General features: G+C 70.9%; 15 protein-coding genes. 7 read left to right on the top strand and 8 right to left on the bottom strand.

Annotated features, from left to right (window positions below):
- Positions 1-51: 51 nt before the first annotated feature.
- Positions 52-1959, bottom strand: coding sequence for an acyl-CoA dehydrogenase family protein (locus tag O0S08_RS18665; protein WP_269040534.1), 1908 nt, complete (start codon positions 1957-1959; stop codon positions 52-54).
- A 167-nt stretch (positions 1960-2126) separates the two neighbouring features.
- Here O0S08_RS18665 and O0S08_RS18660 point away from each other — a divergent pair, with 167 nt between their 5' ends.
- Positions 2127-2855: a 2OG-Fe(II) oxygenase gene (locus tag O0S08_RS18660; protein WP_269040533.1), complete on the top strand. Its 729-nt coding sequence runs from the start codon at positions 2127-2129 to the stop codon at positions 2853-2855.
- Positions 2856-2970: 115 nt separating this feature from the next.
- Positions 2971-3777, top strand: a complete 807-nt coding sequence (locus tag O0S08_RS18655) for an SIR2 family NAD-dependent protein deacylase (protein WP_269040532.1) — start codon at positions 2971-2973, stop codon at positions 3775-3777.
- 135 nt (positions 3778-3912) lie between these two features.
- On the opposite strand, the gene O0S08_RS18650 is transcribed toward O0S08_RS18655, so the two are convergent.
- Positions 3913-4566 (bottom strand): hypothetical protein, encoded by a 654-nt coding sequence (locus O0S08_RS18650; protein ID WP_269040531.1) that lies wholly within the window; start codon positions 4564-4566, stop codon positions 3913-3915.
- A gap of 357 nt (positions 4567-4923) precedes the next feature.
- On the opposite strand from O0S08_RS18650, the gene O0S08_RS18645 reads away from it, so the two are divergent.
- From O0S08_RS18645 to O0S08_RS18635, 3 genes are all read left to right on the top strand, one after another.
- A complete protein-coding gene (locus O0S08_RS18645; protein WP_269040530.1) occupies positions 4924-5472 on the top strand; it encodes an MYXO-CTERM sorting domain-containing protein in 549 nt (182 codons plus the stop codon).
- Positions 5473-5657: 185 nt separating this feature from the next.
- Complete coding sequence (locus O0S08_RS18640; RefSeq protein ID WP_269040529.1) at positions 5658-6710, top strand: alpha/beta hydrolase; 1053 nt, start codon at positions 5658-5660, stop codon at positions 6708-6710.
- 61 nt (positions 6711-6771) lie between these two features.
- A complete protein-coding gene (locus O0S08_RS18635; protein WP_269040528.1) occupies positions 6772-8283 on the top strand; it encodes an esterase/lipase family protein in 1512 nt (503 codons plus the stop codon).
- A 15-nt stretch (positions 8284-8298) separates the two neighbouring features.
- Here O0S08_RS18635 and O0S08_RS18630 read toward each other — a convergent pair whose 3' ends face one another.
- The 5 genes from O0S08_RS18630 to O0S08_RS18610 all read right to left on the bottom strand — a co-directional run bounded on the left by O0S08_RS18630 (position 8299) and on the right by O0S08_RS18610 (position 13491).
- The gene (locus O0S08_RS18630) at positions 8299-9456 is read right to left on the bottom strand and encodes an alpha/beta fold hydrolase (RefSeq protein ID WP_269040527.1); all 1158 of its coding nucleotides are present in this window, start codon (positions 9454-9456) and stop codon (positions 8299-8301) included.
- On the bottom strand, positions 9453-9851 hold the full coding sequence (locus tag O0S08_RS18625) for a hypothetical protein (RefSeq protein WP_269040526.1): 399 nt from the start codon (positions 9849-9851) through the stop codon (positions 9453-9455). Before O0S08_RS18625 ends, O0S08_RS18630 begins: the two co-directional genes overlap by 4 nt.
- A gap of 12 nt (positions 9852-9863) precedes the next feature.
- Positions 9864-11387 carry a class I adenylate-forming enzyme family protein gene (locus O0S08_RS18620; protein WP_269040525.1) on the bottom strand — a complete coding sequence of 508 codons (1524 nt, stop codon included), beginning with the start codon at positions 11385-11387 and terminating at the stop codon, positions 9864-9866.
- Between the two features lie 138 nt (positions 11388-11525).
- Positions 11526-12080: a polyhydroxyalkanoate synthesis regulator DNA-binding domain-containing protein gene (locus O0S08_RS18615; RefSeq protein ID WP_269040524.1), complete on the bottom strand. Its 555-nt coding sequence runs from the start codon at positions 12078-12080 to the stop codon at positions 11526-11528.
- A 436-nt stretch (positions 12081-12516) separates the two neighbouring features.
- The gene (locus O0S08_RS18610) at positions 12517-13491 is read right to left on the bottom strand and encodes a hypothetical protein (RefSeq protein WP_269040523.1); all 975 of its coding nucleotides are present in this window, start codon (positions 13489-13491) and stop codon (positions 12517-12519) included.
- A gap of 978 nt (positions 13492-14469) precedes the next feature.
- Between O0S08_RS18610 and O0S08_RS18605 the strand changes: the two genes are divergently transcribed.
- Positions 14470-14679, top strand: coding sequence for a hypothetical protein (locus O0S08_RS18605; protein ID WP_269040522.1), 210 nt, complete (start codon positions 14470-14472; stop codon positions 14677-14679).
- 215 nt (positions 14680-14894) lie between these two features.
- Here the strand turns inward: O0S08_RS18605 and O0S08_RS18600 are convergent, their stop codons facing one another.
- Entirely contained in the window at positions 14895-15977 is a 1083-nt protein-coding gene (locus O0S08_RS18600) for an alpha/beta hydrolase family protein (RefSeq protein WP_269040521.1), read from the bottom strand.
- A gap of 95 nt (positions 15978-16072) precedes the next feature.
- On the opposite strand from O0S08_RS18600, the gene O0S08_RS18595 reads away from it, so the two are divergent.
- Complete coding sequence (locus O0S08_RS18595) at positions 16073-17641, top strand: NAD(P)H-binding protein (RefSeq protein ID WP_269040520.1); 1569 nt, start codon at positions 16073-16075, stop codon at positions 17639-17641.
- The last annotated feature ends 13 nt before the right edge of the window (positions 17642-17654 follow it).

Below are 17654 nucleotides of genomic sequence, written 5' to 3'. Positions count from 1 at the left end.
GGCGCGGCCCGCCCGCGGCAGGACCGGCCGGCGCCGTTCAGGACCGCGGGCTCAGCGGCCGGACGCGGCCTCGTCGTCCTGCTGCTCGCGCAGCTGGGCCAGGAGACGGTCGCCCCGGGTCGTGATCTCCTCGTAGAGGGCGTTGCAGCGCGGCTCGGCGCGCTCTAGCCAGCGCTCGAGGATGCTGCGGCGCTCCGGGTGCTTGCGCGATTGCTCGAGGAGGATCTCGACGATCGCAGTGTCGGCCATCAGGCGCGTCAGCCGCTCGGCGTGGAGCATGGCGTAGGAGAAGTCGCGCTTGGGGTCCCAGTTCTGGAAGAACTCCTTCGACCACTCGGTGATCTTGTGCTTGCCGAGGCCGCGCAGCTTGTCGGCGGCGGTGCGCTGGATCAGGTGCTGCTGGGCGGCGAGGGTCAGCGAGGTGAGGCGGGCGACGCGGCGCTCGAGCGCGTCGAGGGCCGAGAGGCTGCGCCAGCGGGCCTGGGCGACGCGGGTGAGGAACCGCTGCGGGTTGCGCATGATGCCGCTCATCGCGTCCTTCATCGCCATGAGCGACTGGATCTGGCTGGTGCCCTCATAGATCGGCAGGACCATGGCGTCGCGCAGCAGCTTCTCGGCCCCGTACTCGCGGATGTAGCCGGCGCCGCCGAGGATCTGGATGCACTTGCGCGACATCTCGACAGCCTTCTCGCTGGCGATGTACTTCAGCAGCGGGGTGAGCCGGCGGGCCCGGTTGGCGTGGCGCTTGGCCTGCTTGAGCACGCGCGCCCGCTCGAGGCTGTCGGGGTCGGTGTCGAGCACGCCCTGCATCCGGGTCCGCTGGTGCAGCTCCTCGTGGTAGGCGCACTGCATGGCGAGCGCGCGCAGGCCGAGGATCTCGGTCTGCATCTCGTCGAGGAAGTCGGCGATCATCTCGTGGCGATCGATCGACTTGCCCATGCTGCGCCGCTCGGCCGCGTAGGCCTTGGCCTTGCGGTAGGCGGCCTCGCAGGCGCCGATCGACTCGAAGCCGACGCCGACGCGGGCGTTGTTCATCAGCAGGAGCATCAGCTGGAAGCCCTCGCCGCGCTTGCCGATCAGGCGCCCGGGGGCGCGGTCGAAGCTGACGGCGGCGGTGGCCGAGCCGTGGTGGCCGAGCTTCTCCTCGAGCCGGTCGATCACGGCGATCCGGCGACGTGTCCCATCGGGCATGTCCTCGTAGGCAGGGACATGGAACAGCGAGAGGCCGCCGAGGCCGGGCTTGTCGGGCTCGGTGCGGGCGATGACGATGTGGTGCTTGCCGTGGCCGGAGGTCAGGAAGATCTTCTGGCCGGAGATGTACCAGTTGCCCTGCTCGTCCTGCTCGGCGCGGGCCTTGAGCGCGGCCATATCGCTGCCGGCGTCGGGCTCGGTGATGTCCATGCTGCCCCACGCGTCGCCGCGCAGGATCTCGGCGATCTCGGGCTGGAAGCGGGTGCCGGTGATGACCCGCTGCTCGCGGTCGAAGGTGGTCGTGCCCTCGTGCACCGAGTACAGCAGGAGCATCAAGGCGATGCCGCTGTAGAAGTTGTAGTGGGTCATCACGACGTTGTCGGCCCGCGCCATCAGCTCGCACACCATGAAGTGCACGACCGCCGGGCAGCCGATGCCGCCGAGCTCGCGCGGCAGCGCCAGGCCGTGGAGGTCGAGGCCCTTGATCTGCTCGAACAGGGCGTCGGTCTCGGGCGCGAGGTGGCCCTCGCCGTCCTTCAGGTGCACGCCCTTCTGATCGATGGCCATCGACCGCGGCGCGATCTGCTCGGCCGCGAACTCGCCGACCATGCCGAGGATGTCCCGATAGGCCGCCCGCGCCTCGTCCAGCGAGGTGTAACCGCCGGGGATGCGGAAGTCCTGCTCGACGAGCCCGACGATCGGCGCCCAGTCGAGGCCGCGATCCATGTAGAACTGGAGGTCTTCGTTGTCGTCGAAGTAGTTGGCCACGAGACGACACTAGCCGAGGCCGATATGCTGAGCAAGCTCAGGAAAAGTCCGTGCAGGCGGCGGCCTGGAGGCAGTTTGGGCCAATGCGGACACTGCGCGAGCAGCGCCAGGCCGGTCGAATGTCCGCGCCGCGGAGCGCCTCGCCGTTGGTTTATAAAAGGAGGACTGTGAGCCGGGGCAAGGGGATGCGGAACCGGGAGCACGCGTCGTTCCGGCGCGAGGCGACGTTTCACGCGGCGCCCCACGCGCTGACGGAGACGGTGCTCGAGGCGGACCGCGAGGCGACCGCCCGCCGCGAAGAGGTGGCGCCCGCGGTGAATGTGCTCCACGGGGTGATGTCGCCGAAGGAGTGCAAGCGGTTGATCGCGGCGGCGGAGGCGATCGGCTTCACGCACGCGGGCCTGGCGATCGGCGACGACACCTACCGGGTCAACCTGGCGGCCCGCAACAACCTGCGGGTGGTGTTCGACGCGCCGGAGCTGGCGGACGGGCTGTGGCAGCGGATCCGCGGCGCGGTGAATCCTCAGCACGAGGGCGCTCCGGTGCGCGGGCTGAACTTCCGCTTCCGCGTGTACCGCTACGAGGTCGGCATGCGCTTCTCCCCGCACGTCGACGTCCGCACCGCGGTGCCGCTCGGCGAGACGCGCGAGTCGCTGGTCATCTTCCTCAACGCCGAGTTCGAGGGCGGCGCGACCCGCTTCTTCGAGGAGAAGGAAAAGTCGCAGCGCCGCGGCGAGGGCCGCGGGCGCAAGTTCGACAACAAGGTGAGGTTCGCGCTGAAGCCGGCCGTCGGCGGCGCGGTGGTGTTCGATCACCTGCTGCTCCACGAGGGCGCGGAGGTGACGGCCGGCGTGAAGTATGCGGTGCGCTCCGACGTGATCTACGCGGCGAAGTAGGCCGGAGGCGCGATGCATGTCTCGAAGGACATGCAATCAAGGACAGCTCGCGCGCGAGCGACGGGAGCGGTCCTGACCTCTCGCACGCCGCGGGCGGGCCCGGTACACTCGCGGCGTGTCGATCGATCCGCTGACCTCCGCGTGCGCAATGGCGAGTTCCGGGCTGCTGCTCGTGGTCACCGGGGCCGGCGTCAGTCTGGCGAGCGGGATCCCGACGTTCCGCGGCGCCGATCCGGGCGCGGTGTGGTCGGTCGACGTGACCGAGCTCGGGACGGTGGACTACTTTCGCCGCGATCCGATCGGGTCGTGGCAATGGTATCTCCGCCGCTTCGGCTCCCTGCACGCCGCCCGGCCGAACCCTGCCCACTTCGCCCTGGCGACGCTCGAGCGCTGGCAGGTCGCGCGCGGCGGCGAGTTCCTGCTGGTCACTCAGAACGTCGACGGGCTGCACGAACAGGCCGGGTCGCGCGAGCTGGTGCAGGTGCACGGTCGGGCCGACCGGGTCCGCTGCTCGCAGTTCGGCTGCCGATACGCGCAGCCGAAGGGTTGGCTGCCGCGCGATCGGGAGCGGGAGGAGGCGTTCCTGCGCGAACCGACGGCCGCCAACCTGCCGCGCTGCCCGGCCTGCGACGCGCCGCTGCGGCAGCACGTGCTGTGGTTCGACGAGTACTACACGGGTCACCGCGACTACGAGATCGATCGCGTGCTGCAGGCTGCGAAGCGCGCCGCGGTGGTGCTGTTCGTCGGCACCTCGTTCGCGGTCGGGGTGACGGAGATGATCCTCGAGCGCGGGCTGTCGCGGGGCGCGAAGCTGTTCGCGCTCGACCCCGTCGCCCGCGACCCGCACCCGAGCGTGGTGCCCGTGGTCGCGACCGCCGAGGACGGGCTGCCGGCGCTGTGCCGGGCGCTCGGGGCCGACTGAGCGCGTGAGGCAGGGCCGCGAGCGCTCGTCCGACGCGCTCGCCGAGGTCGAGTCTCTTGCATGTCTCTTCGGGCATCCTTGCGCGCGCCGGGAAAACCTGTCTCTTCGGACATTTTACGCCGCAGCATCGCGGCCTCACGACCACTCGCAGAACGGGGCCACCGCGTCGAACGGGACGTACAGGGTGAGGTCGTCGCAAGGGCCGACGGCCAGCGAGTCGAAGGAGTCGAAGCTGCCCACGTCCATCGCCTGGACGCAGTCGCTGCAGGAGTACCCGGGCGGGAACGCCTCCACCCAGTCCGGACCGATCAACGTCATCGGCCCGGCCGTCCGCCAGACGAGCAATTCTTCGCCCGCGGCGCCGACGAGCTGCTCCTCGATGTCGTCCATGACGAGCCCATCGGGCAGCTCGAGCGTCGCCGGCACGAGCGCCACCAACCCGACGCCGAGCTCCCCGCCCAGGGTGGCCCCGGCCGGCAGCGGCGCGGGGAGCGTCAGCGAGAAGTCCATGCCGTCGACGGCCCCGTCGCCGAACTTGTACAGCCCGTCGCCCTCCTCGGTCTCGACCCACCAGAGAACCACCACCTTGACGGGCTCGGTCAGTTCGCGGCCCTTGATGACGCCGTGGACGGTGAGCGCCTCGGCCTCGCCCCCCGTCGTGCTCGCTTCGGTCGTGGTCGTCGATGCCTCAGTCGTCGTGGTCGTGGTGTGCGGACCCATCCCTGACCCTGAGTCCGGACACGCCGCGAGGATCGACAGCGCCGCCGCTCCATCGAGAGCTCTCATCATCGCCGGAACGTATCACCGGGGTCCAGCGCGGCAACGGCAAATCGAGCGCGACGGATTCACGTTGGGCGCGCAGCGAGGTCGGCCGAGCTTCGCCGGGCTCGACCGAGCCGCGAGGACACGCGGTCGGCGAGCACGAGTTCGTCGCCCAGCCACGCGTTCGCGTCTCGTTCGCGGGCGCGTGAGATGCTGTCTCTTCGGACATGTCCGATCGACGGAGCGAGGGCACCAGCCCCCGCCCCGTCGCGCGCCTGATTCAAGGTGTTCGTATGGACATGTCCCATGCGTCATATCTCCATCGAGCCGGCGCGCCCGCGCCCGCGGTTGCGGAGGCGGACGTGCGGCGTGTACGATGGCGGGATGACTTGGTCCCTCCAGCGCAAGTTGTCCGTCGTCGCCGCGACGCTGCTCCTCGCCACCGCGAGTCGATCGGCCCACGCCGACGCCATCTCCGAGCCGCCGAGCTGCCCCGAAGGCACGACGCCCGGCGGCTGCCACGGCGGCGAGTACTGCGATCCGAACACGTGCGTCGACGACTCCAACTGCTCCGAAGGCAAGGTCTGCATGGAGGTCGAGCGGTGCGCCGACACGGTCTCGTGCGGCGGCGGATTGACGAGCACCGGGGGCGGCTACACTGCCGACAACGTCCTCGGCGCGTGCGGCGAGGGCGACTCCTGTGCCGTGGGCACGTGCAGGTCGTTCAAGCTGTGCGTCTCGGAGACGGGCCAGACGACGGGCGACGGCACCGGCACCTCGCAGGGCAGCGACTCGGACAGCGCCAGCGGCGGCACGCCGCCGAAGAAAGACGGCTGCGAGGGCTGCCGGGCCGGCGACGACGGCGCCCTGCCGCTGCTGGCCCTGGGCCTCCTCGGGCTGGTGATCCGGCGGCGATCGCAGCGGCGCAGCTGAAGACCGACCGCACTCGGGCACGACCCGAAACGCAGGGGCAGACCGGTGGCACGGCGCGGCTCCCCTGCCCTGCTCGCGTCGCCGCGGAGGGCGGGCGACCTGTCCCTTACGCCAGACGGTCGCAATCGCGCATCGCCCGCGCATCGACAAGCGGGGACCCATTTGCGACCCTCGATGCTGCCCTCATGCCGATCGATCAGCAGCTCGTCCCCACCTCGCGTATCCGCGTCCACACCCGCATCGCGGGTCCGGCCGGTGCCCCGGTCGTCGTCCTCGTCCACGGCAACGCCTCGAGCGGCGGCTTCTTCGAGCCGCTGATGCACGCGCTCGCCGATCGCTTCCACGTGCTCGCGCCCGACATGCGCGGGTTCGGCGACACCGAGCCGGCGCCGATCGACGCGACCCGCGGCGTGCGCGACTTCGCCGACGACCTGCACGCGCTGCTGGTCGCGCTCGACCTGTCCTCGCGGCCAGCCCTGTTCGTCGGCTGGTCGGCGGGCGGTGGGGTGATCATGCAGTACGCGATCGATCACGCCGCCAGCGTGGCCGGCCTGGTGCTCGAGAACCCGATGTCGCCGTACGGCTTCGGCGGCACCCGCGACGCGCGCGGCACCCCGACCAGCGCCGACTTCGCCGGCTCGGGCGGCGGCACTGCCAACCCCGAGTTCGCGCGCCTGATCAAGGCCGGCGACCGCGGCAACGACAGCCAGGTGTCGCCGCGCAACGTCATGAACGCGTTCTACTTCAAGCCGCCGTTCCGGGTCGAGCCGGCGCTCGAGGACGCGTTCGTCGAGGCGCTGCTGAAGACCAAGATCGGCGACGACCACTACCCGGGCGACATGACGGCCTCGTCGAACTGGCCGGGGGTCGCTCCCGGCACGCGCGGCATGAACAATGCGATCTCGCCGAAGTACGTCGACCTCTCGGGCTTCGCGGCGATCGACCCGCGACCGCCGGTGCTGTGGATCCGCGGCGCCGACGACCAGATCGTCAGCGACACCTCGCTGTTCGACTTCGGCTTCCTCGGCAAGGTCGGCGCGGTGCCGGGCTGGCCCGGCGAGGAGGTCGTGCCGCCGCAGCCGATGATCGGCCAGACCCGCGCGGTCCTCGACGCCTACGCCGCGGCGGGCGGTCGGGTCCACGAAGAGGTCTTCAGCGAATGCGGGCACTCCCCGCACATCGAGCAGGCAGAGCGCTTCCTTGCGGCGCTGCGAAATTTTGCAGACTCCGCGTTCTAGGGCCGCTAGCTGCGGTTCTACGCGCTATTGCACAGGGCCGGAATGGGCTAAATTGCTGCACATGCGAACAAGCCGTCCCTGCGCCGCCCTCACCCTCCTCCTCGCCTGCACGCCGGAAGGTGGCGGTGACACCGACGCTTCGACCGCGGCGGTGACCGACTCAACGCCGGGCACCGACTCGAGCGACGCGACCGGCACGGCGACGACCGGGCCGACGTCGACCGGCGACGAGCCGCCGACCGGCACGACGAGCGAGCCGCCGTCGACCTCGACCTCGACGACGGACGGGACGACCTCGCCGACCGACACGGCCACGACCACGACGGAGACCACCGGCGACTCGTTGCACGGCCTCGTCCTCGAGGACACGTTCGAGGACGGGATCTTGAACGGATGGGTCCGCGTCGAGCGGTGGTTCGACCCCGATCCGTTCTTCATCCAAGAAGATCGCTTCGACCTCGACCAGCGGGCCCACCAGACCGGCCAGCGCCTCGAGTTCTTCGGCAACGACCCGGTGCCGCACAGCGGGCGGTTCTTGCTGTACTACGCGCCCGGCTGGAACAACGGCGCCAAGTCGACGGTGCTGCTGGCCCACGGCGCCAATGACCAGGCCGACCGCGCGTGGGCCAACCCGGGCGAGAGCGGCGACTTCGGCTGCGGGCAGTCGACCTGCCCCGACATCGGCCTGATGCAGGAGCTGGCCGCCGCCGGCCACCGCGTGTTCGCGGTGTCGCATCCGCACAGCCAGGGCGACAACGTGTTCTGGGCCCTGCAGATCGCGTGGGCCATCGACATCATCCGCGAGCGCACCGGCGTCGACAAGGTCGACGTGATCGGGTGGAGCAAGGGCGTGATGTCGACGCGCATGTACGCGTCGGGGCTCACGGGCGGCAAGCTCGAGTACCGCGACGACATCGGCAAGCTGATCCTGATCGGCGGGCCGAACCTCGGCTTCGACTACATCTTCCGCTACGGCACGGCCCACAACGCCGGCGTCTACGCCGACTTCGGCGGCAAGATCCACGCGCCCGGGCCGCACGACGAGCTGCTGATCTTCGGCCTGTGGGAGGACCGCTCGGAGTACGCGATCTACAAGTCGGCCGCCGGCGACAACTACCGCGGGCAGCTGCAGATGCTCGCGGCCTGGGACGACGTCTATCCGCTGACCGGCACGGCCAACAACGGCCTGATGCAGTGGATCGTCGGCGACAGCGAGTCGACCTACTACGGCGAGGGCGAGTACAAGGGCGTGTATGCCCGCGGCAAGGGCATCGACTACGCGATCTCGCAGGGCTCGGTGATCGAGGAGATGATCGACGCGGGGATCCCGGCCTCGATCTCGACCCACTTGCTGTGCGGCGACCTCGACCTCAACGACAACAGCGTGCTGATCCCGGGGATCCCCAACGAGATCGCCGGACCGAGCGACGGCGTGGTGTTCGTCGACAGCTGCGCGGCGCCCGACGGCATCGGCGCGCTCTCGGACTCGGCTGTCCTCGCGGACATCAACCACCTCAAGCTGGGCTGGCACCCGACGGCCGCCGCCCAGATCTCGACGTGGCTGGGGCAGTGAGGCGCGCCCGCGGCCTCAGCCGGGCGGCAGCGGCTCGCTGCGCTCGGCCAGCCAGGCGGCGACCTTCGGCCAGATGACCTTGGGCCCCTTGCTCGAGGTCGACAGGCCGATGTGCCCGACCGGGAAGCGCAGCAGGGTCTTGTCGGTCGAGCCGACCGCGCCGAGCAGCGCCTCCGAGGACGGCGGCGGGGCGATGGTGTCGTTGTCGGCGACGAGCACGAGCAGCGGGCCGTGGATCTCGCGCAGATCGACGCGCCGCCCGCCGACGACCATGCGGCCCTCGAAGAAGTTGTTCTCCTGGTAGCAGTCGCGGATGTACTGCCGGTACACCTCGCCGGGGAACGGGACGTTGTCGGCGGCCCAGTGCTCCATGGCGAGGAAGCTGGTGACGAACTCTCGGTCGTCGAGGCGGCGGAACACCTCGAACCACTTCGAGATCCGCTGGACCGGCGCCATCATCGAGAAGCCCGACTCCATCAGGTCGATCGGGACGTTGCCGTAGGCGTCGACCATGGCGTCGACGTCGAAGAACTCCGGATCGGTCCAGGTGGTGAAGATGCCGCCGTGCTTGAAGTCGACCGGGGTGGCCTGGGCGACGAAGTTGCGCACGCCCTTCGGGTAGAGCGCGGCGGCGGCCAGCGCCATGGTGCCGCCCATGCAGTAGCCGTACATCGTCAGGTCGTCGGCGCCGGACAGCTTGAGGACCCACCGCTTGGCCGCCTCGACGAAGCCGCCGAGCAGGTCCTCCCAGGTCATGTCCTGCTCGACGGGACCGGGCGTGCCCCAGTCGATGGCGTACACGTCGAAGCCCTGCTGGGTCATGAACTCGATCAGGCTGCGACCCGGCAGGAAGTCGAGGATGTAGTAGCGGTTGATCAGCGAGTAGACGAACAGGATCGGGGTGCGGAAGCGACGCACGGCCGGCTCGAAGCGGATCAGCTTCATGCCGCCGCGCGCGTACACGACCCGCTTGGGCGTCGAGTTGACCGGTGGGTCGCCGAGCCCGGCGGCGCGCTTGACCAGCGGCGCCAGATAGCGCGTGGGGCTGACGGCGCGGTCGCGCAGCGCCCGCTGCCAGGCGGCCCCGATCGTGGCTGTCCCTTCGGCCATGTCGGCGAGCTTGCGCGCGGCGCCCTTGACCCTCGAGAACGGCCCGCCGTCGGCCACCGTCACGCGGCCCCCCGCACCGAGCGCGCCATCTCGGCCTGCAGCTTCTCCAGCAGCTCGAGGGCGAGCTCGAGCTGGGTGGTGGTGATCTCGAGCCGGTCCTCGGCCCGCCGCAGCTGGGCGCGGACCTCGTTGAAGTCGCCGAGCGTGGGCACGCGCCAGAAGTGCAGGACCTCCTCGGTGAGGTCGACGAGGTCGCGGTGGAGGTGGAACATCTTCGTCAGGCCGCGGCCGGCGAATCGCAGGTAGCGCGGGCTGGTGGCGAGCCGCGCCATGACGCCGGTCGAGGCGCCCTCGAAGCGCATCCACAGCTTGCCGGGGCCGCTCTTGGGGTCGGTGAGGTAGCCGACGAGCCGGAGGATCCGGGCGGTGAGGTTCCTGGAGGCTGTCTCTTGGGACATGGCGAAAGGGTCCTATGCGGAGGTGGAGAGCAGGACCCGCAGCTCGCGCTTGAGGATCTTGCCGGCCGGCGAGAGCGGGAGGGCGTCGAGGAAGACGACCGACTTGGGGACCTTGTAGCGCGCGAGGTGGTCGCGGCAGCGCTGCAGCAGCTCGGCCTCGGTGACGCCGGCGCCGGGGCGGAGGGCGACGACGGCCTTGCCGACCTCGCCCCACTGCGGATCGGGCACGCTGATCACCGCGCACTGGGCCACCGCTGGGTGCTCGTAGAGGATCTTCTCGATCTCCACCGGGTAGACGTTCTCGCCGCCGGAGATGAACATGTCCTTCTTGCGATCGACGATGTAGTAGAAGCCGTCGGCGTCGCGGCGCGCGAGGTCGCCGGTGTGGAAGAAGCCGGCCTCGTCGAAGTGCGGGGCGTCGACGCCGAAGTAGCCCGAGCAGGCGACCGGGCCCTTGAGGACGAGCTCGCCGACCTCGCCGTCCTTCACCGGCACGTTGTCGTCGTCGACGATCCGCGCGTCGATGAAGTAGTTGGGCCGGCCGATGCTGCCCGCCCTGGCCTCGGCGAACTCGGGCGCGAGCGAGAAGACGCCGGGGCCGAACTCGGTCATGCCGAAGCCCTGCTTGAAGGCGACCTTGTGCACCGCACAAAAGGCGTGGATCAGCGGCACGGGCAGCGGGGCGCCGCCGCTGGTCAAGAAGCGGATGCTGGCGAACGAGGTGGCGGCGAAGCGCGGCGAGTCGAGCATCATCTGGTACTGCGTCGGCACGCAGAACAGCGCGGTGACCTTGTACTGCTCGAGCAGCGCCAGCATGTCGTCGGCGGTCCACTTCTTCATGATCACGACGGTGCCGCCGAGCGTGAGCAGCGGGATCGTGTACACGAACAGGCCGCCGGTGTGGAACATCGGCGTGTGGGTGATCGTGACGTCGCCGCGCTGGATCTCGTGGACCATCGTGTTGAGGGTGTTCCACGCGATCTGGCGGTACGAGATCCGCGCGGCCTTGGGCGCGCCGGTGGTGCCGCCGGTGAACAGCAGGCAGGCGATGTCCTCGGCGTCGACGGCCGGGTTGTCGACGGGGTCGGCCGGACCGGCGAGGACCTCGGCGTAGGCGGTGCTGCCGGCCACGGGCGCGCCTTCGAGGTGGACGAGCTCGGCGATGGCGGTGTGCGGCCGCAGCTCGGCGGTGGCGGCGGCGAACTCGGGGCCGAAGACGAGCACCTTCGGCGCGACCGGGAGGATGACGTCGACGAGCTCGCGCCAGGGGCTGCGCCAGTTGAGCGGGACGAAGACGGCGCCGAGCTTGGCGCAGGCGAAGAAGAAGTCGAGGACCTCGACGCCGCTGTGCGCGAGCAAGGCGACGCGGTCGCCGCGGACGACGCCGCGGCCGCGCAACCACCCGGCGACGGTGTCGGCGCGCCGGTTGAGCGCGGCGTAGGTGAAGCGGCCGCCCTCGCCCTTGGCGACGTCGACCACCGCGAGGTGGTCCGGCCAGTACTGCGCTCCGCGCCGCATCCAGTCGCCGATGAACATGCTCTGGTCCTCCGCTCCCGAGGCTACCCGAAGGCCGGTCCGTGCTGCACGTGCGAAAGGCCCGGCCGGGGTCTGTCGGCCGAGGATAGGCCGCCGTGACCGAGGGTCAAGACGAGAATTGTGCGGCGCACAAATGGATCAGGAGGTGGACCGCCTGCCCTTGCGGGCGGGCCGGCCGTCCTCGACGGTCCGCCGCAACTCGGCGAGCTCCCGCCTCAAGGCGGCGAGCTCGTCGCCCATGCCCGCAGGCTCGGGCGGCGGCTCGTCCGGAAACGGCGGCGGGGCAGGCTCGCCCGCGGCAGGCGCACCGCCGCCGAACCAGCGCTTGAGGATCCCGGGCATGGCCAGATCCGCCAGCGGGTTCCACGGGACGACAGCTCGCGCGCCCCCCTTGAGCTGCAGGTACACCTCGAGCGCCCAGGCGATGTAGCGGCCGAAAAATTCGGCGAGGGCGTCGTCCCGCATGCGCACGAGCTGCTTGAGCAAGGAGACAGGGAGCAGACGCGCTGCACCCCGACTCTCGAGGATGATCTGCGCGAGGGTGACCTGGGTGAGGTCCTGCCCGCTCTTGGCGTCGACGACCTTGAGGTCCTCTCCCATGCGCACGCGCTCGGCGATCTCCTCGAGGGTGACGTACCGGCTGCCCTCGGTGTCGTAGAGCCGACGGTTGCCGTACTTCTTGACCTGCAACATGCGGCCGATACGGTAGCCGAGGTGGTGCTGCAGGTGCGATGGGCGAATTCGCGCCTGATCGGCAGCGGAGTCGGCGATGCACCGAGGCTCGGCGAACGCGGCGCGGCGAGCGTCGCACGGCGCAGCGAGGTCGCAGGGCCGGCTGCCGGGAGGCACTGCCTGTCCGATAGGACAGATGGGACGGCGGTCGTCGAGAGCTCGGGACACGGCGAGCGTCGTACGGCGCGACCGGGTCCCGGATCGATGCGCGGCGAGGGTCGCGTGCGACTCGTCGCACCCAAGCTTGTGAGCAGAACGAAAGAGAGGGACGCGCAGCGGGCCGGAGCGGAGGTGGCGATCAGACCTCGCGATCAGACCGATCGCTCATGCACTTCAAAACATGGCCTCACAGGCATGTCCTGGCGGCCCCGTGCTGGCGGGCGGGCAGGACATGACCTTATGGACATGTCGGCGGGGCCAGCTTGCAGTCGGTGAACCAGGCGGCGACGTCGCGGCATTGTGGGTCGAGCTGGGCGGAGGCGGCGCAGGCGGTGAAGACGGCGCGGTCGCGCAGGGTACACAGGCGCGGCAGCTCCCACTTGCGGTCGCTGCAGCTGTGGTCGCGTGGATCGCAAGTGCTGCGCATCCAGGTGGCGGTGCCGTCGCCGCGGAGGAAGACGCGGTCGTCGACGCTGCGGCCGTCGAGGAGGTTGCGGAGGCGCAGGCTGGCGGCGGCGGCGGCGGCGAGCGACTGGTAGAGGCAGGCGTCGCCGTCGACTTCGTCGTCGCACGGGCGCGGCGCGCCGCAGGCGTCGAGCAGCGCGAGGGCAATGTCGCCCGGGCAGCGACCGGCCGCGCACACGCACGCGCACTCGTCCGGATCGCCCGGGCCGAGGCCGCACTCGGTCCAGCCCGCCGGGTGCTCGGGGCCGGGGAAGTCGCTGGACTTGCGGCCGACGCGGCGGAGGTGGACGACATCACCGACGCGCTTGAAGAAGGCAGAGTCGTAGTCCTCGTCGCCGGTCGAGGCGCTGGCAGTGGCGCAGAAACCCGCGGGCTCGAGGGCGCAGCTCGAGCGATCGGCGACACGCTCGGTGGCGAACCAGATGCAACCGGCGGCGTCGCAGTCGCCCTCGGCCGCGTGCGACTCGCACGGCTCGACGGGCGTCGGCGCGAGCTCGGGCGCGAGGTCCGGCGGCGGAGTGACGAGCGCGCCCGTGCCCGTGGCAGGCACGCCGGTCCCAGCCTCGCCCGTGCTCGAAGCACCGACGACGCCGGTCGTGCCACCCTCGCTCGGGGTCGCAAGGGTGGTTCCCTCGCTGTCGGTGCCGCGCGACGCCGCGTCGGACCGGCCAGGGTTACACCCGGTCGTCACCAGCCACGAGAAGAGATAGGCGACGCCTGCCCAGCAAGCGCCAAAACTAAGCCGCACGGTTCCATGTTGCCAGAGCGCGGCCACGAGATCAAGAAATCGCGGCGCAGGCGGCCCGTGCGCGGCGACAAGGAGCACACCGTGGGCCCTTCGAGATGTGGGCGAGCATCTCCGGTGTAAGAAGGTGACGAGGCAACACTCGATGCTCGCCGGAACGCCGCCGCTCGACGCCCTTTCTGGAGACGAAGCCGGGCATCACGAGTCGCCAGGGACGCGGCTCTTCGGGGCCGTCGCGGCCGCACGCCCGAATGTGTTTCTTCGGCCATGAGGTGCGCGTGCCGGCTCTCGGCGCGCCGTTCGGCCCTGCGCCAGGACCGATCGGCGAAGTACGATGCGCCCATCGGTGGCCGGCGGTTTCGGCGTCGGCAGTACACGTGTCCAGGCGCAGGGGGCCGCACCGTCGAATACCCGCGCAAGTCGGCGCGGCCGGCTGTCATGAAGGATGACGGCGCTCGCTCGCGTGGCCGAGGAGAGGCCCACGCCTGTCGCCATGCACGACGCCGCCCGCGTGGCCTGTCGCTATGCACGCCGGCGCCCGCGCGAGCGAGGAGATGCGCGCTGTGGTGGTCCTGCGTGGTTCCGGGGGCGCGCCTGCATGGGGGGTTGTTCTGCTTCGCGCCGGCACTCGCCTGCGGAGCCCGAAGCAAATGCGTGCTCCCGGGCGCTCACCCGCGTGGCCGAGGAGATCGCGCTGCGATTGTTCTGCGTGGTTCCGGGGCGTGTCTGTTGTTCTGCTTCGCGTCGGCACTCGCCTCCGGGTCCCGAAAGCAAATGCGTGCACCGAGGCGCTCGCACGCGTGGCCGAGGAGAAGCGCACTGGGTCGGGCTGCGTAATTCCGGGGCGCGCCCGCGCAAGGCGGTCATTCCGCTCCGCGCCGGCACTCGCCACGGAGGCCGGATGAGACGATCGAGCAGCCGCGCGTGGACAGGACTCTGCTGGGACGTCCCGTGCTACAGAACGCCACGCGACGGTGAGTCATGAGCAAGCACATCGAGCACTTCGACAACCAGGACGAGCGGCAGGATATCTGGCGACGCGTGTACGCCCACGTGTTCTCCGTGGCTTACATGCAAAGGCTCGCCAACCCGAGCGGCCCTGACGAGAAGCCGCTGGATGAATTCGCCCAGGAGGCCGCGGACCTGGCCATCGCCAATATCCCGAAGACGCGGGCGGTCACGCGGGGGTGAGCCGGCGCCGCGAGCAGCGGCGCGATGGAGTACGGCTCTCGAGTCCTTGAGGGCTCCCAGGCGCTCGCCCGCGCGCCCGGGGCCCACCAGCACGCATGCCTTGAGGAGCATGTCCGCTCGGTCATTCCCCTTTGAACATGCTTTTATGGGCATGTCTCATCGAACATGTCCATGCAGTCGCGCCGGCTGCAGCTCGGGCGGCGACCCCCCTGCCCTCAGCGCGGCGCGGGGATGATGTCGAGGTCGGCGAGGAAGCGGGCGAGCTCGCGGATGTAGTCGCGGCGGCCCAGCTGCAGGAAGTGGCCGCCGGTGAAGCGGAAGCGGCGGGGGCGCTGCCAGTGGTTCCAGAGCACGTCGGCGTGGGCCTCGGTCACGAGGGCGTCGCCGCGGGCGGAGACGACGAGGCGGCGCTCCCACGGGACCTTGGGCGCGTACGTGAGGGGGCTGTGCAGGGCCCACGCGCTGTGGAAGCGCTCGCGCGTCATGCCGAGCGCCTCGGCCTGGCGGCGGAACGGGTCGCCCTCGCCGTGATCCCACAAGAGGTGGGCGAAGGAGGCGGGGGCCATGATCGGGACGACGAAGGACAGCCGCGGATCGATCGAGGCGACCAGCGCGGAGGTGTAACCACCGAGGCTCGAGCCCATCATGCCGAGCGGCGCCGGGCTGCGGCGCAGGATGGCGGTGATGGCGGCCCGCACGTCCTGGGCGGTCTGGATGAAGGCCTCGTTGGTGCGCACGAGGTCGGTCGAGGGGAACAGCTCGCCCGAGAAGCGCGCGGAGGTCGGTTTGCGCAGGCTGTGGAACGGCTGGACGTAGAGGTAGACGTCGAGGCCGAGGTCCCGGTAGAGGGTGGAGATGCTGAACTCGAACTCGTGCAGGCGCCGGTTGCCGACGCACCAGCCGTGGGCGAGCAAGATCGAGGCGGGCGCGGGCCGATCGTGCTGCCAGGCGTGCAGGTGCACGGTGTCGACGCGATCGTAGGTGGCGTACTCGCGGGCGTAGTCGGGGTCGCGCGGGCGGTACGGAGAGGCGAACGTGAAGTGGGTGGCGCGGCCGTCGACGAGGCGCCGCACCGCCTGCGGCGCGAGCGGCGGCGGGCCCGGCGGCGGCGCGAGCAGGCGGTCGGGCTCGGCCAGCACTGCGGGATCGGTGTACCGCGCGATGGCCTCGAGGCGACGCTCGTGCTCGGCGCGGGCGAGCCGGTCGAGCTCGTTGCGCTGCATGAGGACGCGGCGAAGGCCATGCCGCATGACGCGGTCGAAGCGGGCGCAGGCGTGGTCGGCGAGAGCGCTGAGCATGCGGGTCTGATTTTTGTTGTAGGCGCGCGGACGGCGTTTGAGAAGCAAAAACCCGCCTTGCGCCCCGGACCCCGCCGGTGCGAGGCTGGCTGCGCATGCGGGTCGCCGTGGCCGGAGCGAGCGGGTTCATCGGACAGGCGACCGTGCACGCGCTGCTGCAGGCCGGACACGAGGTGGTGGGGCTGTCGCGCGGCCGTCGGGGCCGCTCCGACCGGCCCGGGCTCGTGTGGCGCGAGGTCGACGCGAGCCGCGGCGGGCCCGAGCTGGCCTCGGCGCTCGCGGACTGCGAGGCGGTGATCAACCTGGTGGGGATCAAGCGGCCCGAGCCCGGACAGACGTTCGAGTCGGCCCACGTGGCGGCGGTGGCGGCGATCATGACGGCGATGCAGTCGGCGGCGATCCGGCGGCTGATCCACGTGAGCGTGGCCAGGCCCCGGTCGGAGCCGCACCGACCGACGCAGTATCTGGCGAGCAAGCGCGCGGGAGAACGAGCGGTCATGTCCTCGGGGACAGACTGGACGATCCTCCGCCCGGGGCCGGTGGCGGGGCCCGGCGACGACTTCGTGCGCAACCTGGCGGCGACGATCCGCCACGCAGGGGTGTTCCCCGCCCCCGACGGCGGACACGCGCCGCTGCAGCCGGTGCTGGTCGAGGACGTGGCGCTGGCGATCGCGGCGGCGCTGGAGCGGCCGGCAGCGATCGGCCGCTGCTACGACGTGGTCGGCCCGGAGGTGCTGACGCTGCGCGAGGTGGTGACGCGGGTGGCCGACGCGCTGGCGCTGCCGGTGACTCTGGTGCCCTGCCCTGCCCCGCTGCTGGCGGTCGCGGTCGCGGCGCTCGAGAAGCTGCCCGAGCCGCTGTTGACGCGGGCGCAGCTGGGGCTGTTGACGCACGGGCTGGTCGGCGATCCGGGGCCGGCGACGGCGGAGCTGGGGCTGGTGGCGCAACCGCTCACCGCCGCCAAGATCGTGGCGCTGTCGGCCGGGGTCGAGCCGTGGCTGGGGCTGTCGCTGCGGCTACGACGTGGCGATGAGGACATGTTTTTAAAGACATGTTCGAAGGGCGCGGTGCACGTGGCCTGGCTGGTGCCGCTGGCGGTGGCGCTGATCTGGGTGCTGGGCTCGCTGACGCCGCACGTGTGGTGGCGGATGCTGGCGGCCAACCTGGTGCTGGTGCCCGCGTGCCTGGCGATGGTGCGGCTGCCGTGGCTGGAGCTGTGGCGGCCGAGCCTGCGCGGGCTGTTGCAAGGAGTGGCGGCGGCGGCGGTGCTGCTCGTGGCCGGCTGGCTCGGCAGCCTGGTGCTGTTCGCGGTGACGCCGGAGGCGCGGACCGAGGTGGCGGCGGTGTACAGCTGGGTCCACCTGCTGCCGATCGGCGCGGCGGCGGTGCTGCTGCCGCTGATCGCAGCGGCCGAGGAGGTGGTGTGGCGCGGCGCAGTGGCGTTCGCGGTGGCGTCTCGCGCGGGTCCGTGGTGGGGGGCGGCGACGTCGGCGGCGGCCTTCGCGGTCGCGCACGTGAGCCTGGGAGTGCCGGCGCTGGTGGTCGCCGCGGCCGGCGCGGGGTTCTTCTGGGCCTGGCTCGGGCTCAAGACCCGCAGCCTGTTCGTGGTGCTGGTCTGCCACGTGCTGTGGGACGCGTGCGTGGCGGTGCTGCGCTTGTATTGAAGATCCAGGCAGC

This window comes from Nannocystis punicea, assembly GCF_026965555.1.
Lineage (GTDB): Bacteria > Myxococcota_A > Polyangia > Nannocystales > Nannocystaceae > Nannocystis > Nannocystis punicea.
This window is presented reverse-complemented; position numbering and strand designations above follow the sequence as displayed.